This window comes from Catonella sp., assembly GCF_052173895.1.
In the GTDB taxonomy this organism is placed as follows: Bacteria; Bacillota; Clostridia; order Lachnospirales; family Lachnospiraceae; genus Catonella.
Genome location: NZ_JBQMXS010000034.1, coordinates 1 through 19,841, shown reverse-complemented (window position 1 = coordinate 19,841; position 19,841 = coordinate 1). Strand labels below are relative to the sequence as shown.

14 protein-coding genes are annotated in these 19,841 nt (G+C 34.1%); all 14 read left to right on the top strand.

Annotation, left to right across the window (positions count from 1 at the left end):
- On the top strand, positions 1-344 hold a 344-nt coding region (locus tag ACTTG8_RS07550; RefSeq protein ID WP_442561517.1), incomplete at its 5' end, for a hypothetical protein.
- Complete coding sequence (gene ybeY / locus ACTTG8_RS07545) at positions 322-828, top strand: rRNA maturation RNase YbeY (protein ID WP_442561516.1); 507 nt, start codon at positions 322-324, stop codon at positions 826-828. The genes ACTTG8_RS07550 and ybeY, both read left to right, overlap by 23 nt.
- Before the next feature lies 1 nt (position 829).
- Positions 830-1,957, top strand: coding sequence for a DUF3048 domain-containing protein (locus tag ACTTG8_RS07540; protein WP_442561515.1), 1,128 nt, complete (start codon positions 830-832; stop codon positions 1,955-1,957).
- A gap of 7 nt (positions 1,958-1,964) precedes the next feature.
- Positions 1,965-3,224, top strand: coding sequence for an aminoacetone oxidase family FAD-binding enzyme (locus tag ACTTG8_RS07535; protein ID WP_442561514.1), 1,260 nt, complete (start codon positions 1,965-1,967; stop codon positions 3,222-3,224).
- Positions 3,221-4,846, top strand: a complete 1,626-nt coding sequence (locus ACTTG8_RS07530) for an NAD(P)/FAD-dependent oxidoreductase (RefSeq protein ID WP_442561513.1) — start codon at positions 3,221-3,223, stop codon at positions 4,844-4,846. The genes ACTTG8_RS07535 and ACTTG8_RS07530 overlap by 4 nt, the downstream gene beginning before the upstream one ends.
- Before the next feature lie 7 nt (positions 4,847-4,853).
- A complete protein-coding gene (gene miaB / locus ACTTG8_RS07525; protein WP_442561512.1) occupies positions 4,854-6,392 on the top strand; it encodes a tRNA (N6-isopentenyl adenosine(37)-C2)-methylthiotransferase MiaB in 1,539 nt (512 codons plus the stop codon).
- A gap of 21 nt (positions 6,393-6,413) precedes the next feature.
- Positions 6,414-7,772 carry a Trk system potassium transporter TrkA gene (gene trkA, locus ACTTG8_RS07520; RefSeq protein WP_442561511.1) on the top strand — a complete coding sequence of 453 codons (1,359 nt, stop codon included), beginning with the start codon at positions 6,414-6,416 and terminating at the stop codon, positions 7,770-7,772.
- A 5-nt stretch (positions 7,773-7,777) separates the two neighbouring features.
- Positions 7,778-9,214, top strand: coding sequence for a TrkH family potassium uptake protein (locus ACTTG8_RS07515; protein ID WP_442561510.1), 1,437 nt, complete (start codon positions 7,778-7,780; stop codon positions 9,212-9,214).
- A gap of 33 nt (positions 9,215-9,247) precedes the next feature.
- On the top strand, positions 9,248-12,469 hold the full coding sequence (locus ACTTG8_RS07510) for an SNF2 helicase associated domain-containing protein (protein ID WP_442561509.1): 3,222 nt from the start codon (positions 9,248-9,250) through the stop codon (positions 12,467-12,469).
- 120 nt (positions 12,470-12,589) lie between these two features.
- Positions 12,590-13,198: a Holliday junction branch migration protein RuvA gene (gene ruvA / locus ACTTG8_RS07505; RefSeq protein WP_442561508.1), complete on the top strand. Its 609-nt coding sequence runs from the start codon at positions 12,590-12,592 to the stop codon at positions 13,196-13,198.
- Positions 13,199-13,211: 13 nt separating this feature from the next.
- On the top strand, positions 13,212-14,213 hold the full coding sequence (gene ruvB / locus ACTTG8_RS07500; RefSeq protein ID WP_442561507.1) for a Holliday junction branch migration DNA helicase RuvB: 1,002 nt from the start codon (positions 13,212-13,214) through the stop codon (positions 14,211-14,213).
- Positions 14,214-14,231: 18 nt separating this feature from the next.
- Positions 14,232-14,558 carry a cell division protein ZapA gene (locus ACTTG8_RS07495; RefSeq protein WP_442561506.1) on the top strand — a complete coding sequence of 109 codons (327 nt, stop codon included), beginning with the start codon at positions 14,232-14,234 and terminating at the stop codon, positions 14,556-14,558.
- Positions 14,559-14,561: 3 nt separating this feature from the next.
- A complete protein-coding gene (locus tag ACTTG8_RS07490) occupies positions 14,562-17,036 on the top strand; it encodes a peptidase U32 family protein (RefSeq protein WP_442561505.1) in 2,475 nt (824 codons plus the stop codon).
- Positions 17,017-19,746, top strand: a complete 2,730-nt coding sequence (locus tag ACTTG8_RS07485) for an FtsW/RodA/SpoVE family cell cycle protein (RefSeq protein WP_442561504.1) — start codon at positions 17,017-17,019, stop codon at positions 19,744-19,746. Before ACTTG8_RS07490 ends, ACTTG8_RS07485 begins: the two co-directional genes overlap by 20 nt.
- Positions 19,747-19,841 lie beyond the last annotated feature (95 nt).

Here is a 19,841-nt window from a genome sequence, read left to right as displayed (position 1 = left end):
TAAGCAATAATTATATAGTAGAAGGCTTAGTTTTAGCTAAAGATAATAACTTTCCCAATGAAGTTACTGCCTTTATAAAGGAGCATAATTTTAAGTTGGGTTATCCAAAATCTCGTGAAACTGCGATAACTATGATAGTGTGTAAATTCTCCACAACTATATTCTATCTTGAAAATAAGGGTATTAAGCGTAGTCTTACCCAAATTGTTGATGGTGTTATGGATTCCTGCCTTATGTCAGGAAGACTGGATGCATCGGGGCTTTCTTTAAATGAATATAAATTTATTAAGGACTATCTTATGGAGGAGGCGAGGACTAGTTATGACTATTTTAGTAGAGAATGAAACCGAGAAAGAACTTGGATTTGATTATGAAAAGATTATTGAAGATGTGGTAAATAAAGCACTTGAAACAGAGAATTGCCCTTATGAAGCGGAAGTAAATGTCCTGATTACCAATAATGAGGAGATTCATAAAACAAATAAAGAGTTCAGAGGAATTGATAGACCGACAGATGTACTGTCATTTCCTATGGTAGATTATATTTCTCCTGCCGATTTTACCTTGATTGAGAAAAGTCCTGAAAGTTATTTTAATCCTGAAACAGATGAACTGCTTTTAGGAGATATTATGATTTCCGTTGATAAGGTGATGGAACAGGCAAATGAGTACGGGCATAGTCTTAAAAGAGAATTTGCCTTTTTGGTAGCTCACAGTATGTTACATTTGCTTGGGTATGACCATATAGATGATGAAGAACGCTTAGTGATGGAAGAGAAACAAGAGGAAATATTACAAGCACTAAGTATAACTAGAAATGAGGGATGATATGAAAAATAAAATCGTACTTACAAGTTTAATTATGCTATCCACAGTATTTGTTTCTCTTTCAGGCTGTGGTAAAAAAACAGATAATTCATCTGCTATTAAAAATGTCACATCGGTTGTTTCAAATACTTCGACTAATATGCCGGATTTATCTTCATTAGTATCCGAACTGCCAAAAGAGCCTGAAAAGCCTGTTTATACCAGTCCTTTAAGCGGAAAACCTTTAGATGAGAAATATAAGAATAAGCGTCCGTTTGCGTTCATGTTCAATAACATCGAATTTGCCTATCCTCAGACAGGTACAGGCAGAGCAGAGATTATATATGAAATCTTGGCTGAGGGCGGAATAACAAGACTTATGGGAGTCTTTGATTATATGAAGGGTGATAGAATAGGCTCGGTAAGAAGTGCAAGACATTATTATGTAGATTTTGCAAATGAATTTGATGCTATTTTCGTTCATTTCGGGCAGACACATTATGCAATAGATGAAATAAAAAAATTAGGAGTAGATACTATTTCAGGGCTTTCTTGGGAGGGAGCAAGGGCATTTTACAGGGATAACAGTATAAGAGCTCCTCACAATGCTTTTGCAAGTGCTAAAGGTCTGATGAAGGCTATGAAAGATAAGAAGTTAAGAACCAAGCCGAGAAAAGGACTTTCATCACATTTTAATTTTTCACAGGATGAAGAAGTCAATAATGATGAAAAAGGTTCATTTAAGACAAACTATGTAAAAATACCTTTTTCTGCATATATGACTCCCTCGTTTACATACAGCAAAAAGGATAAATTGTATACCAGATATGCTTTTGGTACAAAGCATATTGATAAGGGGACAGGCAAGGCACTTAAGTTCAAAAATATTTTTATTCAGTTTGTAAATGAATATAATAAGGATAGAAATGGTTATCAGACAATGGATTTAATTAATCAGTCAGGAAATGCGTACTATATTACAAATGGCAGAGGAATAAAAGTCTATTGGGAGAAAAATGGCGGAGCAGATAAAACCAGATTTTATTATGATAAGGCTCACACTGAGGAAGTCCGTGTAAATACAGGTAAAACTTATTATGCAGTCTTTCCTGTCAACAGAAAAGAGATGATAACATTTAAAAAGAAATAGAGGAACTATGGTTAATGAAATCAGAGACTTAATAGTTGTCGGCGGAGGGGCATCAGGTATCCTTACGGCACTGATTGCCGTGCGAAAGGGTGCTAATGTAACAATAATTGAGCATGGTAAAACCTTGGGTAAAAAGCTGTCTATAACAGGTAATGGGAAATGTAATTTTACCAATCTTTATCAGACAAAAGCCTGCTACAACAGCGGTGATATAGATAAGGCTTATAACCTTATAAATAAGATGGGAGGGAAAGGGCTTGCAGACCTTTTCTCTTCTTTTGGTATTGAGTGGATAGTTAAAAAAGGCAGGAATTTTGATAGGATAGAGGCAGGTTATGTATATCCGTCAGGTGAAAGTGGTAAGGAATTTGTAAATATTTTAACTGATGAGTTAATAAGGCTTAAAGTTAAGATAAAAACGAATATAAATATTATAGATGTTAAGAAAAACGATGGAATATTTGAAGTTGTAACAGGAGATAGTAATAATTCTTATTCATACTTTGGAAAGAAATTGGTAATTGCCTGTGGCGGTCTTGCAGGCAGTTCCACAGGAAGTGACGGGTCGTTTTATAATATAATTAAAAGTCTTGGACATAGTATAATAAAGCCTTTACCTGCTCTTTCCTCGGTTAAAATAAGCAAGCATGATTTTGCAGGAATCAGATGCACAGCTAAGATAACAGCCTATATTAATAATGGAGAATGCAAGGTACTGCTGGGAAGCGAAGTAGGAGAGTTACAGTTTAGTGAACAGGGAGTAGGCGGAATACCTGTCATGCAACTTTCCGGTAGGATTGCAAGAGAACTGGATAAAGGAAATAAGCTGTATTTCACCATAGATTTTTATTATGAAAAATCGGAAGAAGAACTTAAAACCATGTTGAAAAATCGTAAAAATCTAATAGGAGAGAAGACAGCTGATAAGTTTTTAACAGGCTTTACTTATGAGAAAATTGTAAAATATATTTCAGATAAGGTTTTAACCGATAAAGGTTATGTTAGGGATATAAATGATGACAAAATTAGTATGATTTCACAGTGGCTTAAATCAGCCAAATTTGATATAATATCCGTTAATAGTTTTGAATCGGCACAGACAACTTCAGGCGGTGTTCCAATGGAAGAGGTTACAGACAGCTTGGAATCAAGGTTTATAAAAGGACTTTTTTTTGTTGGAGAAGTTCTTGATGTAGATGGACTTTGTGGAGGTTATAACCTTACTTGGGCATTTTCAAGTGCTTATGAAGTTGGAAATGGAGGATGATGAAAGAGGGAAATTTACTTCAGGTTTCACAGATAAAACTTCCAATAGGTTATAAAGCTGAGGATGTAAAAAATGCCTGTATAAGGAAATTGAAAATAAATGATAAAGACTTGATTGCATACGAAATTAAAAAGCAGTCGATTGATGCAAGAAAAAAAGAGGAAATACATTATAGCCTATCTGTAGTTGTTACATTGGAAAATAAGGCATATAATAAAGTATTATCTGCAAAGAAGTCTCAAATTGATGTAACAATATACAAGGATGAAAAACTTAGCATTAAAAAGCTTGGACAGAGTACCAACAATAACAGGCCTATCATTATAGGTAGTGGACCGGCAGGACTTTTTTGTGCCTATGTGCTTGCATTGGCAGGGCTTAATCCTATAATTATAGAGCAGGGGCAAGATGTAGAGAAAAGGACTGCTACTGTAGAAAAGTTTTGGGAAAGAGGAGAACTTTCAGAAACAACTAATGTACAGTTTGGTGAGGGAGGTGCAGGAACTTTTTCCGACGGAAAGTTAAACACCATGGTAAAAGACCCTTTTAGAAGAATTCCTTTTGTGCTTGAAACTTTTGTAAAATTTGGTGCAGACCCTGAAATCCTATATATTAATAAACCGCATATCGGAACAGATGTTCTTAAGACTGTGCTTATAAATATGCGTAAAGAAATAGAGTCACTTGGGGGAGAATATAAGTTTGAAACTAAATTTACTGATTTTCATACAAAAAATGGAGAACTGACAAATATAGTGTTAAATCAGGAAGAAACACTTCCATGCGATGAGGTGATACTGGCTCTCGGTCACTCTTCGAGGGACACTTTCAGTCTCCTCTCATCAAAGGGAATTATTATGACACCGAAGCCTTTTGCTGTTGGAGTGAGGGTAGAACATCCTCAGGAAATGATAAGCAGATACCAATACGGAAAGCTGTATGACAAACTTCCTCCGGCAGATTATAAGGTAACATATACAGGCATAGAGGGACGAGGTGTGTATTCGTTCTGTATGTGTCCCGGAGGCTATGTAGTAAACTCTTCCTCAGAAAGAGGAGGAACTTTGGTAAATGGTATGAGTTACCACAATAGAGATTCAAAAAATGCCAACAGTGCCATAGTTGTAGCTGTAAATACAGCTGATTTCGGTGCAGATGATGCATTAGCAGGTGTAAGATTTCAAAAGGAACTGGAAAAAAAAGCCTTTAATTTAGCAGGTGGAGCAATTCCTGTTCAGCTTTTAGGCGATTTTAAGGAAAATAAAATAAGTTCGGGTTTTGGTTTGATTGATACAGTATCAAAGGGAAAGACTCAGTTTGCTAATTTAAGAGAAATTTTGCCTAACTATATTGTACAGTCAATCATTCTTGGAATGGAAGATTTCGGGAATAAGATAAAAGGTTTTAATAGGGATGATGTGGTTATGCTTGGTGTAGAGTCAAGAACATCCTGTCCTCTTAGGATTGTAAGAGATAATAACACCTTTGAGTCAAATATAGCAGGAATTTATCCTATTGGAGAGGGTGCCGGTTATGCCGGTGGTATAACAAGTGCAGCTGTGGATGGAATAAAAACGGCTGAGAAGATAATTGAAAAAAAGCTGATAAAAAATATTAGATAGGATGAAGATGGAAGATAAAATAACAAATATTTTTAAAGTTGATTATGATTTTGAGGCAGTAAGAGCTAAAGAGCCCACTGCAGAACCTGATAGACAGTATTATTATATGGAAAAGGCAGCTGAAGTTTTTAAATTAATTTGTAAAAATGCAGGAAAGCAGCTTACCTTTAATTGCAACACATTCGGATGTCAGATGAATTTCAGAGATTCTGAGAAAATAGCTGGCATACTGGAAAAAATAGGGTTTACAGGTACTGAAGATAAAAGTCCTGATTTTGTAATCCTAAATACCTGTACTATCAGGGAAAATGCAGATCAAAAAGTCTATGGCAATTTAGGGTATTTAAAAAAATTAAAAGAGCTTAATCCGAATATGATAATTGCTCTCTGTGGTTGCATGATGCAGGAGACAACTGTAGTTCAGAAACTTAGAGAAAGTTATTCATTTATTGATTTAATTTATGGTACTCACAATATATATAAGCTTGCAGAATTAGTGTTTGCTATGTTCGCAGAGAAAAGTTATGCTGCACATCATCCTGTAAAGAAGAATGGAAAATATAAGATTAAACATTCTATGCTTGTAGATATATGGAAGGACACTGATAAAATAGTCGAAGATCTGCCTGATGAAAGAAAGTATTCATTTAAGGCAAGTGTAAATATTACTTATGGCTGTGATAATTTCTGTACCTATTGTATAGTTCCTTATGTTAGGGGTAGAGAGAGGAGTAGAAGACCAGAAGACATAATTAAAGAAGTACAGTGTCTTGCAAAATCAGGTGTCTTAGAGATTATGCTGCTTGGTCAAAATGTAAACTCATATGGGAAAGGATTGTCTACTGAGGGTGGAGAGCCTGTTACCTTTGCAAAACTTTTAAAAATGGTAGAAAAGGTAGAAGGTATTAAACGCATCCGTTTTATGACACCTCATCCGAAAGATTTTTCAGATGAACTTATTGAGGTAATAGCAGAGTCTGATAAAGTCTGTAGACATATACACCTACCATTTCAGGCAGGAAGTAATAATGTGCTTAAGAGAATGAACAGGCGATATACAAAAGAAGGATATCTTGAACTTACTGAAAAAATCAAAAAAAGGATTCCTGATATTGCACTTACTACCGATATCATAGTGGGCTTTCCGGGAGAAACAGAGGAAGACTTTGAAGATACTTTAGATGTTGTAAGGAAGGTACATTATCAGAGTGCTTATATGTTTGAATATTCTAAAAGGACAGGAACTCCTGCTGCCACAATGACAGATCAGGTGGAAATTGAAGCAGTGAAAAGAAGATTTAAAAGGCTGCAGGATACCGTAGCAGAATATTCTGATGATAAATTCGGTAGTCAGGTAGGACAGATAGTAGAGGTGTTGGCAGAAGAGGTAAATAGCGAAGTTCCTCTATTTATTACAGGGAGGATGTCTGATAATACCCTTGTTCATTTTAAAGTACCTACAAACAAAAAAGAAGATTATATTGGAAAGCTGTTGAAGGTTAAGATTACTGAAAATTGCAGATTTTATTTAATGGGTGAATTATAGTTTAGGGGGGACTGATATTCCATGAATATAATAATAGTTGGCTGTGGCAAGGTGGGATATGCTCTTGCGAGAGAGTTAAGTAATGAAAAAAATGACATTTGTATAATTGACAGGGACAATACAGCACTTCAAAATGCAGTAAATATTCTAGATGTACAAGCTGTGTGTGGAGATGGTACAAGTTATAAGATGTTACTTGAAGCCGATGTACAGGATGCTGATTTACTTATAGCTGTTACAGATAAGGATGAGATTAACTTACTCTGTTGTCTTATGGCAAAAAAGGCCGGTAACTGCCAGACTATAGCAAGGGTGAGAAATCCTCAGTATTATGAAGAAATTAGTTATATAAAAGAAGAACTTGGTCTTTCAATGGCTATTAATCCTGAGAGAATAGCTGCTTTTGAAATAGCAAGACTTATTCATTTTCCATCAGCTATAGAGGTAGATACATTTTATAAGGGTAGGGTAAATCTTATTTCGCTTACAATAGGAGAAGATTCTATACTTGATGGTATGAGCCTTATAGAATTTTCAAAAAATGTATCGGGTAATGTGCTTATATGCATGGTAAGAAGAGATGGAAAGGTTGAAATACCTAACGGCTCTTTTGTTCTTAGAAAAGGAGATACATTTTCCTGTATACTCAAGTTTAAAGATTCCTATGATTTCTTTAATAAGGTAGGGGTGAATACAAGACCGATTAAGAATGTAATGGTTTGTGGTGGAGGTACAGTAGCTTACTACCTATGTTTAGAGCTTGTAAAAGCTAAGATAGATGTAAAAATAATAGAAGCCGATGAGGCACGCTGTGCTGAACTTTCAGAACTTATTCCTGAGGCTATCGTAATACATGCAGATGCTACGGATAAGAGAATTTTGTTGGAAGAAGGCATTGAAAATGCTGATGCTGTTGTAACTTTAACCAGTATTGATGAAGAAAATATTCTTCTTTCAATGTATACTCATCATATTTCTAAGGCAAAATCAATTACTAAAATAAATAAAATAGAATTTGAAGAAGTTATTAGGGAACTTCCGATAGGTTCTGTAATAGCTCCTAAGCAGATAACTTCACAATATATTTTGAAATATGTTCGTTCTATGCAGAACTCAAAAGGCAGCAATGTTGAAACCTTGTACAAAATGTTTGGGAATGAGGCAGAGGCTTTGGAGTTTCTCATCAAGTCTGATTCTAAAATAACAAAAAAGACTTTAGAAAAATTAAATATAAAGCCTAATGTTATTGTAGCTGCAATTTATAGAAATAATCAGATTATCACACCATCAGGTAAAGATATTATTCAAAAAGGAGACAGCGTTATTGTAATTACTACCAATACAGGTCTTGGCAGTATAGACGATATAATTGCTGAGTAAGAATTATGAATTATTTAATTGTAGCCTATATTATGGGCTGGGTACTTAATTTTGAAGGAGCGTTCCTGCTCCTACCTGCTGTTACGGCACTTATTTACGGAGAGAAAGAAGGTTATGTTTTTTTTGCCTGCTCTTTACTATCCTTTATAATTGGAGGGCTTATAACGCTTAAAAAACCTACGAATAAAAGGTTTTATGCAAGGGAGGGATTTGTAATCTGCTCACTTACATGGATAGTTATAAGTCTAGTGGGAGCTATTCCTTTTGTACTTACAGGTGTACTTCCTAATTATATTGATGCACTGTTTGAAATTGTTTCAGGTTTTACAACTACAGGTTCAAGTGTTATTACAGACTTAACACCATTTCCTCATTGTGTACTTATTTGGAGAAGTTTTTCACATTGGATAGGTGGGATGGGGGTTCTTGTTTTCATACTGGCAATCTTACCATTGTTTGGAGGTGTAGATATGCATCTTATGAGGGCAGAAAGCCCTGGACCTTCAGTAGGTAAGCTGGTTCCAAATGTAAAGAAAACAGCGTCCTACCTTTATAAAATTTATCTTGGAATGACAGTTGTACAGCTTGTTATTTTACTTATAACTGGGATGCATCCATTTGATGCTGTATGTATAACTTTTGGAACTGCAGGTACAGGTGGATTTGGCATACATAATGACAGTTGTGGTGGATATACTATGTTGCAACAGGCTGTAATTACAGTGTTTATGTTGCTTTTTGGAATTAACTTCAATGTTTACTTTTTAATACTTAAGAAGAAGTTTAAAGAAGTTATAAAAATCGAAGAAGTAAAATGGTATCTGATTATTGTATTTACAGCTGTAGCATTAATTGTGGTAAATTTGGGAGAATGGGACAATCTTTATTTAAACATTCATCATGCTTTTTTTTCAGTAGCCTCAGTAATAACTACAACAGGTTATGCCACTGCAGATTTTAATATGTGGCCAATGTTTGCGAAAAGTGTCCTTCTTATGATTATGTTTGTTGGAGCCTGTGCAGGAAGTACAGGAGGAGGAATGAAGGTTTCAAGAATACTTATATATGCTAAAACTGTAAAAAAAGAAATTGTAGGTATGATTCATCAAAAAAGTATAAAGATATTGAAAATGGATGGCAAAACAGTAGAACATTCGGTTATTAGAAATGCGAATGTTTACTTAGTTTCATATATTTTAATTATAACCTTTTCGTTCTTAATAATATCTCTTGATAACATAGACTTTGAATCAAGTTTTACTGCTGTTGTTGCTACCTTTAATAATATTGGACCTGGACTTAATAAAGTAGGGCCGACAGGAAATTTTTCCGAATTTTCCAATCTGTCAAAATTAGTATTTATTTTTGATATGTTAGCCGGAAGATTGGAGATATTCCCAATGCTTTTATTGTTCTCGAAAGCTACCTGGAGTAGAAAATAATCTTTAACATCATTTAATATTTAAAGAGGTATTATGGCTGAATTAAATAGGATAATTATTAAAAATCTGGCTGCAAATGACATTGCTTATAATAGAGGTATAAGATATTACTCTGCAAAAGCAATAAAGACAATATCTAAATCTAAAAGCAAGGAGCATTATAGAGCTATCGTTCAAGGTAAAAGTGAATATACAGTTGATATTGATTTAAATAATAAGGGTAAAATTGAGTATAAATGCAATTGTCCTTCTAGCAGAAAGCATCCTGGAGCCTGTAAACATGCTGTGGCAGTAATGCTTTTTATAAATGATTATTCCGATAAACGGAAACAGCAGAAAATAGAATCTGATGATAAAAGGCGTGTTGCAAGAGTATTAGACTACTTTGATACTATGGACTATATGGCAGGGCTTGGAGATATTTTTCATATAAAACTAAGCATAATTCTCCCTTCTATGTTTAGAGCAGATAATTCTGTAAATGCATCTGTAAATATAATGGCTGGTAGCACCAAAATGTATAAAGTACAAAATATAAGAAAATTTTTATCTGATTACATACATGATGAGCCAATTTCTCTAGGAAAAGATTTCTCTTATTTTCATGGAGAAAACCGTTTTGACCATGAATCAAAGGCAATACTTGATTTTCTTTGTGAAATTTTTGACATACAAGAAATTGTTGGAAGAGGAAATTCTTCAAGTATGTTTGTAAAATCAAATATTTTCTTAGACAGGCATATGCTATTAAGACTATTGAAAATAATAAAAATTCCTTTTAATTTTAGTTTTGCAGATGAAACTTTTGAAAATGTTAAATTTATTGTAGGAAAGCCTGATTTGAATTTTTATCTGAATCTATCAGATGAAGATGATTCGATTATTTTATCTTGGGATGATGAGAGAATTATCCCACTAGATGAAAAAGGAAAGCTATTTTATTATGATAATGCCATCTATCATCCGGATAGGATATTTACAAGAAATTTTCTGCCGTTTTATCATACTCCAAATGATGGAGAAGAGGATGCCTTAGTATTTGAAGGTGAGGAAAAGGATCGCTTTTTAAATGTTGTTCTCCCTCGCATACATGAAACTTTTTCACTTACAATTCCTAAGGCACTTCGTGATAATTATATAACAGAAAATGTAAAATTTGAACTGTATATGGACATATACAGAGGTAGTATCAAGCTTGAAGTGATTACTGTTTATGGAGAGTATAAATTCAATCCATTCCTTAAGATGCCTGATATAAAGGCGGTAATTGTACGGAAACCAAGTCGTGAGGCAGAGTGTTTTGAAGATATTGAAAGCTTAGGTTTTATCAGAGAGGAACAGTATTTTTATTTAAATAATGAATCAGAGATTTATGATTTTTTAAAAAATAGTTTAGAATATTTATCTGGAAAATATGAATTGTTCTACTCAGAAGAATTTAAAAAAATTAAAGTAAATCAGCCCAAAATAGCAAAAACTTCTGTTCGTGTACAAAGTGAAAACAATATGCTTGAAGTTGACTTTGATTTTGAAGGACTTTCAAGTGATGAACTTACAGACCTTTTTAACAGTCTAAAGTTAAAAAAGAAATTTTTCAGACTAAAAAATGGTAGTTTTATTGACCTTGCCGGTAGTGGAGAACTGGATAAGCTGAGTGAACTCATTGATAAAATTGGAAATAACAAAGGAAGTATTACAGATGGGAAAATATACACCTCACTTGACTATGCATTTTATTTAAGTCAGGCCTCTGATGAAGGTTTGTACGAGATAAAAGCAGACAAATCTTTCACTGCGTTGATAGAAGAAATTAAGCATCCTGAAAATACGAAGATGAAGGTTCCTGAGGAAATTAAGGCTCAACTTCGTCCTTATCAGGAGGTGGGATTTGAGTGGCTTACTTCACTTTCAAAATATTATCTTGGAGGTATTCTTGCCGATGATATGGGACTTGGCAAGACTTTACAGGCTATTACCTATATTGCATCAGTTTGGAAAAAGAATAAAGATGCGGTATTTATAGTAGTCTGCCCATCGTCACTGCTTTTTAACTGGCAGGATGAAATTGAGAATTTTTGTCCAAAACTCAGTACACTTATGATTTTGGGTAATCCAAACGAAAGAAAAGAGCTGATAGCAAAATATCCTAATCATCAGGTTGTACTTGTTTCTTATCCTATTCTTAGAAGAGATATTGATATATTGAAGGAGATTAATTTTCATACAGCCTTTTTGGATGAGGCACAATTTATCAAAAATCCTAACAGCCGTAATGCGAAGGCAGTTAAGATGCTTAATGCGAATCATAGATTTGCACTTACGGGAACTCCAATAGAAAACAATTTGTCTGAACTTTGGTCAATATTTGACTTCCTTATGCCGGGTTATCTGTATTCCCACTCAAAATTTGTGAATCTTTATGAAAAGCCTGTAGTAAGGTTTGAAAGTGAAGACGCACTTAAACAGCTTAATTTTCATATCAAGCCATTTATCCTTAGAAGAATGAAGAGGGATGTGCTTGAGGAACTTCCTGAAAAGACTGAAAGAAAGATGGTTTCAGATATGACAGAAGAGCAGAAGGAAGTTTATATGTCATACCTTGATGATATGAAAAAGAAGATAAATAGTGAAATTGACAAAAAAGGATTTGAAAAGAGCAGAATGATGATACTTGCCTCTTTGACAAGACTTAGGCAAATCTGTTGTCATCCTTCTACTTTCATATCAAATTATAACGGAAATTCAGGAAAACTGGTATTACTGCTCCAGTTGGTACAAAATGCTATTGAAGGAGGACATAGAATTCTTGTATTTTCGCAGTTTACCTCTATGCTAAATATAATAGAAGATGAGTTTAAAAAACTTAAAATCAGTTATTACTATTTAGATGGATCTACACCTATTTCACAGCGAAGTGAGGATGTTAAGGCTTTTAACGGTGGAAGTCGTGATGTATATTTAATATCACTTAAAGCCGGTGGTACCGGACTTAATCTTGTTGGGGCAGATATGGTTATTCATTATGATCCATGGTGGAATCCTGCTGTTGAAGATCAGGCTACAGACAGAGTATATAGAATAGGGCAGACAAATAGCGTAAATGTAGTTAAACTTATAACTAAGGGGACGATTGAAGAGAAAATTTATAAACTTCAAGAGAGGAAAAAAGACCTTGCTGAATCTGTAATTAAGGCAGGAGAGGTATTTATAAATAAGCTTACTAAGGAAGAGGTTGATGATTTGTTTAATTCTTGATTTGATTAAAGCGATTAAGAGAGATTCTTAGTCGCTATTTTTTACACCTAAACTTTTGACATAAACTCCTATTTGTTGTATTATTATAAGATGATATTTAATTAGTTTAGGAGACAATATATGATAGCCTCGGTAAAAGGAAAACTGGAAACTGTAACAGCGGAAAGTGTGATTATAGATGTAAATGGCTTTGGAGTAGAATCAATAGTTCCTTCTGCAGTTTTTAATTATCTTCCTAAAATAGGCGATGACATAAGGCTTTATACATATCTTCATGTAAGGGAAGATATTATGCAACTTTATGGTTTCCTTGAAAAAGAAGATTTAGAGTTTTTTAAGCTTTTAATTACAGTAAATGGAATAGGCCCTAAGGCAGGGATAGCAATTCTTTCCTCAATCCCTACTGATATTCTTACTTTTGCAATACTCTCTGAGGATATTAAAACAATAGAAAAAGCTCAAGGTATAGGAGCAAAGACAGCTAAAAAACTTGTGCTTGAACTTAAGGACAAGGTAGGTATTATAAATAATAAAACTATTACCTCAGAAAATCACGATTACTTTGTAAAGGAAAGCATAAACAACGAAGTAAAAGGAGAGGCAGTAGAAGTTCTTATTGCCCTTGGTTATAGCCGGACAGAATCCATGAAGGCTATCAGTCAGATAGAATTTGCAAAAGATATTACAGCTGAAGAACTTGTTAAACTTGCTCTCAAAAATTTGATGTAAAAGGTTGGATTAGATGCAAAGCGATACAAAAAGACGAATAATATCAGCTATATCTTCAGAAGAAGATATTAGAAATGATGATACCTTAAGACCAAAACTTTTAGCAGAATATATTGGACAGCAAAAAGCTAAGGAGATGATGAAGGTATACATAGAAGCTGCAAAAGGCCGAAAAGAACCTCTTGACCATGTGCTTTTATATGGACCGCCTGGGCTTGGAAAAACTACTCTTGCAGGGATTATAGCCAATGAAATGGGAGTTAATATTAAAATCACTTCAGGTCCTGCTATAGAAAAGCCTGGTGATGTTGCAGCTATCCTTAATAATCTTAAAGAGGGAGATGTTCTTTTCGTAGATGAAATCCATAGGTTAAACAGACAGGTAGAAGAGGTACTTTATCCGGCTATGGAGGATTTTGCTATAGATATAGTTATTGGAAAAGGTGCAACTTCAAAGAGTATAAGACTTGAACTTCCAAAATTTACACTTATAGGTGCAACAACAAGAGCAGGTATGCTCTCTGCACCTCTACGTGACAGATTTGGAGTAGTTAATAGGCTTGAATACTATAACTTAACAGAACTGGAAACTATAATTATGAGGGCAGCAAAGGTACTTGGAGTCAAAATTGAAAGAGAAGCTGCACTGGAAATGGCTAAGCGCTCAAGGGGAACTCCAAGACTTGCGAATAGAATGTTGAAAAGAGTTCGGGATTTTGCTGAGGTTAAGTATGATGGTAAGGTAACAAAGGAAGTCGGTACAGAAGTGCTTACGCTTTTAAATATAGACGGATACGGACTTGACCATATTGACCGTCAGATTCTTACGGCGATGATAGAGAAATTTAATGGCGGTCCTGTAGGGATTGAAACAATTGCTGTTTCAATAGGAGAAGATACAGCTACTATTGAAGATGTTTATGAACCATATTTAATCCAATCAGGCTTTATAGCAAGAACTCCTAGAGGAAGGGTAGTTACAGAGCTTGCATACAGTCATTTAGGCTTAAAATAAACTATTGTGAGGGGAAATATGAACGAGAAGAACAATATTAAAGTGATTATAAATGATAAACCATATACCTTAAGTGGATATGAAAGTGAGGAGTATCTGCAAAAAATTGCACTTTTTTTAAATTCTAAATATGTTGAACTTTCTAAAGAGGAGGGGTATAGACGTTTAGATGATAATCAGAGAAACCTCACAGTTCAGATTAATATTGTAGATGAATATTATAAGATGGTTGAAAGAAATGAAGACTTAAAAAAAGAACTTGAAAAAAAGGATAAAGAATTATTTGAGTTAAAGCATGAACTAATTTCTAAAAAAGAAGATGAACGAGGAAAAAAACATAAATAACAGATGAATAAAAAGAGAGAAATCGAAATACTTGCCCCTGCAGGCTCTGTAGATAGAATGAAGGCAGCTTTTGCAGGAGGGGCAGATGCCTGCTACATAGGTGGAAAAAACTTTGGAGCTAGAGCTTATGCGGATAATCCTGAAGAAAAAGAGCTTATTGATGCAATCTATTATGCTCATGTGCATGATAAAAAATTATATATGACACTAAATACCCTTATCAAAGAAGAGGAGATGAAGGGGCTCTATGACTATGTCCTACCATACTATAAATCAGGCATAGATGCTGTACTTGTACAAGATTTCGGGGTGTTAAAGTTTCTTCATGAAAATTTCCCTAACCTTGTATTGCATGCAAGTACTCAGATGACAGTCTGTGATACGGGTGCAGTTAACCTGCTTAAGCAGTATGATGTAAAGCGAATAGTGCTTTCAAGAGAACTTTCACTAGGTGAGGTAGCTGCATTTAAAAAAGAAAAAGTTGAAATAGAGTGTTTTGTTCATGGTGCACTCTGTGTCTGTTATTCAGGACAGTGTCTTATGTCAGCTATGAATGGTGGAAGAAGTGGAAATCGAGGTAGTTGTGCAGGCCCTTGCCGTATGAGCTATAACCTTTATGCCAGTAATAAATCTGTAGGAATAAGACCGGCTGAAAAACTTGAAACAAAGCCTTACTTACTTAGCCCTAAAGATATCTGTGCCTTAGACTTAATACCTAATATGGTAGAGGCAGGCATCGACTCTTTTAAGATAGAGGGGCGAATGAAACGCCCTGAATATGCTGCCCTTACAGCACATTTATATAGAAAATGGACTGATATTTATTTAGATTATGGAAAAGAATATTTTAATTTAGAGCAAAGTATAAGGGAGCGAAATGCAGATGTAGAAAAACTTTCAGATATATATAACAGAGGAAGTTTTACTAAAGGTTATCTTGTCCATTATAACGGAGAAGAAATGATGTCAAATACAAGGCCTAATCATAATGGGGTGCTTGTAGGTACTGTTAAACATGTAGTAACAAAGGGCAAGAAAAATGTAATTGTTATTAATTTAACAAAAGATTTGAATTCTCATGATGTAGTTGAAATAAGGGCAGATGATAAGCCGACGGAACCGGTGTATGAATTTACTCTGAAGGACGAAAAAAGAGCAGGAGAGAGTTTTGAAGCTAATTATACAAATGGTCTTCAAATGAGGGAAGGGCTTTTAGTATATAGAACAAAAAATGAAAAACTTCTTAATGATATAAATACAAATATCATTAAAGAGCAAATTAAAAAGAAGATTAATGCAAGTTTTTATGCAGAGCCTGACAAAGAGCTTATGCTCACTCTTTTTACAAAAGACACAAGTGTGACTATAAATGGTGCTATCTGCATGAGAGCCAATAATAAGCCTATTGAAAAGAAAAGGGTTCAAGAATCGTTGCTTAAACTTGGAGAGACTGAATTTTTAATGCATGAAGAAGACATAGAAATTACCTTGATTGGCGAAGTATTTTTTCCAATATCTGTACTTAATGAGCTGAGAAGAAAGGCTTGTGATATGCTTTATAAAGCCTTAGCAGAAAGAAATGAGAAACATCCGATTTCTATTTTGGATAATAAGAAACATCAGTTTCCTATACCAACTTTTAATCCGAAATATGAAATAGTAGTATCAACTATGGAACAGCTAAAAACAGTATTAAAAATTACTAAAAAAGATGAAGAACAGTATGAAATCTTCATAAATCTTGAGCATTTTGGACTTGATAATCTTATAAGTGGACTTGACCTTGTAGAAGATGATGGAAGAAGTGCATATCTAAGACTTCCTGAAATATTTCGAAGAAGTACTCGTAGAAAATATATAAAATATTTTGATACAATAGATGGTTTTGATGTTTTGCTTAGAATTAAGGGATTTATTGTGAGGAATTTAGAAGAAATTTCATTTGTAAAAGAGATGATTGATATTTCAGATGCATCGATTAAGATGATAGCCGATACCAATTTATATACTTTTAATTCTAAAGCAGTAGAAAGCCTTGTTGACTTTGGCATTTATCACTATACTGCAAGTCTTGAACAAAGTTTAAGGGAGGCAGAACTTGTCCGTAAAAACATCACAGTACCTTCTAAATTTTCTCTTGTAGTGTATGGCAGAGAAGAATTGATGGTTATGACACAGTGCCAGTGGAAAAACAAAGGTGCATGTGTCAAAAAATTAACAAAAGGAATTAAACCTCTTCCTGATATTCTTTACATTGAAAACAAAAAAAATAAGGCAAGTGGAGAGTCCGGAAAATTTCCTGTTGTTAAAAACTGTGACAGCTGTACAAACTATGTTTATCAGGATATTCCTATAAATCTCTTCAATAAAATTGATGAAATTAAAGAACTTTCACCTGATTTTCTAAGGTTTGATTTTTTGCTAGAAACAGAATCAGAAGTAAGAGAGGTAATGAAACTTGCAAATTTTAGTAAGTGAAATATCTAAGTATATAATTATCATTATTATAGCTATTTATGCCTATTTAGGCTTTATAGGCTTTATAAATAATGATAAATATAATAGCGGTGAAATATATTTTTTTCAACCGGTATTAACCCTAATGTTTCATTTTGCAGGATTTTTATGCATATTTTTAAAAATGCCTGAAATGAAGGTTATCCTTCTTTATCTTGCACAGATACTTTTGCTTATAAGCTCTACATTTTTATACAGAATATTTTACAAAAATTTATTTAAAAGTCTATTTTCGCATATGCAGTTTCTTATAACAATAGGCTTTGTCTTCCTTACAAGGCTTAAATTTGTATGGGGAGTTAAGCAGACTGTATTTGTGGCAGCAGCATTGGTTGCCTGTCTTATACTACCATTTTTAATAAAAAAAATGTCAATGCTTAGAAGTATGGGATATTTGTATGCAATAGCAGGTATAGGCTCTTTAGCCTATGTATTTTTAAGAGCAAAGGTGCAGTATGGAGCTAAAAACTGGATAAACATTTTTGGTATGAGCATACAGCCATCTGAATTTGTAAAAATACTATTAATTTTTATGATAGCATCATTATTTTATGTAAGTAAAAGCATTAAGCAGATTATAATAACAACATCACTTACAGCTATTATGGTGCTTTTGCTTGTACTAAGCAAGGATCTTGGTGGTGCTATGCTCTTTTTTACCACCTTTACTGTAATGACATATTTTGCAACCGGAAGTCTGAAACTTCTAGGACTTTTTACCGGTGGAGGAGTAATCTCAGCAGTTGCAGGATATTATATATTTTCTCATGTAAGGGTTAGGGTTCAGGCCTTTGTAGATCCATGGAAATATATAGATGATAAGGGATATCAGGTTACACAATCTCTTTTCGGTATGGGCAGTGGTGGATGGTTTGGTTTTGGTCTTGGAAATGGTCTTCCTTCCAATACACCGGTAGTTGAAAGTGATTTTATTTTTTCAGGACTTTGTGAAGAACTTGGACTGCTTTTTGGATTTTGCCTTATTTTAATTTATCTTTGTACTATTATAGCATTTATTTTACTTGCTTGGCGAACCAAGAATCAATTTCATCAGCTAGTATCAATAGGCTGTGCAACTATGTATTCATTCCAAATATTTTTATCCATAGGAGGAACTGTCAAATTTATTCCTTCTACAGGTGTAACCTTACCGCTTGTAAGTCAAGGTGGAAGTTCTGTTATTAGTACCATCATTATCTTTGGAGTAATTCAGGGACTTTATATAGCAGGTACTAAAAAAGAAGATAACGTAGCTGATATAAAAATAAAACGTGTAAAAAAGCCTGTTGGACTTGTTTACATCATACTAATACTCTTTGTATCTATGTCAGGTTATCTTATTTATTTTCAGTTTATTACTGCACCTAAGATAATGAACAACTCTTATAATAAAAGAACTGATATTTATGCATCCTATGTGTCGAGAGGGAAAGTTCTTTCCTCAGACGGAGATGTACTGGCCTACACAAGAGAAGAAGGCAAAAATAGTGTAAGAGTTTACCCTTATGGTGATATGTATAGTCATATTGTTGGAAGAAATTCCTCAGGTAAGACAGGAATAGAAGGAATTATGAATTATGAACTTCTTTCATCCAATGATAATGTCTTTACTAGAGTTTTTGAGAGAATTAATCAGGATAAGAATAAAGGTGACAGTGTAGTTACTACGGTTGACAGTAAATTGCAGAAATCGCTAAATAATGCCCTTAAAGGCTACCATGGAGCAGGTGTAATCCTTGAACCTTCAACAGGAAGAGTTTTAGCTATGGTCTCAAAACCTGATTATGATCCTAATACTGTAATAGCGGATTGGGAAACACTGTCAAATCTGCCTCAAAAAGATGCAAAACTGGTAAATAGGGCTACAAACGGACTTTATCCACCGGGTTCTACATTTAAGGTACTCACTGCTCTTGAATATATTAATGAGCACAAAGACTATGATAAGTTTAGCTTTGACTGCAAGGGAATTTTTTCATCAGGAAAAGAAAGCATAGTATGTTTTGACCGCATAAAACATGGAAAAGAAGATTTAAAAACTGCTTTTGCGAAATCTTGTAATGGTGCTTTTGCAAGTATAGGGTTTAATTTAAATAAGGATAAGTTTGCAAAACTTACAGAAAAATTTCTATATAATAAGGAACTTCCCTTTGAACTTACAACTTCAAAAAGCAGCTTTGTGCTTAATTCATCATCAAACACTGAAGAGATTTTACAGACTTCAATAGGGCAGGGGAAGACTCAGATTACGCCTTTTCACAATGCATTAATAGCCTCAGCAATAGCAAATGACGGTATGCTTATGAAACCTTATACAGTAGAGAAAATAGTTACAGATGATGGAAAAAAGCTTGTAAATGACTATAAACCAGAAAAATTTAAAAGACTTTGTTCTAAGAAAAAGGCTGAAATTATCAAGGGCTTTATGAAAGCTGTTGTAACTGAAGGTACTGCCCAAAAACTTTCACATCTAGGATATAATATTTATGGAAAGACAGGTACTGCGGAATATCAGAAAGAAGATGGAACTAAGGGTGACCACTCATGGTTTATGGGATTTGGCGAGAGAAAAGGAAAGAAAATCGCTATAAGTATTGTTGTTGAAGGAGAGAGTAGAGGAAACTATTCAGGAACTGATGTTGCAAGTAAGGTTTTTGCAAACTGGAAATAAAAAATGAGATGTTTTATGACTTTTTGATATATTTAAAATAAAAAAATACAGGAGATGGGACTTGAACCCACATGATATTGCTATCGTCAGATTTT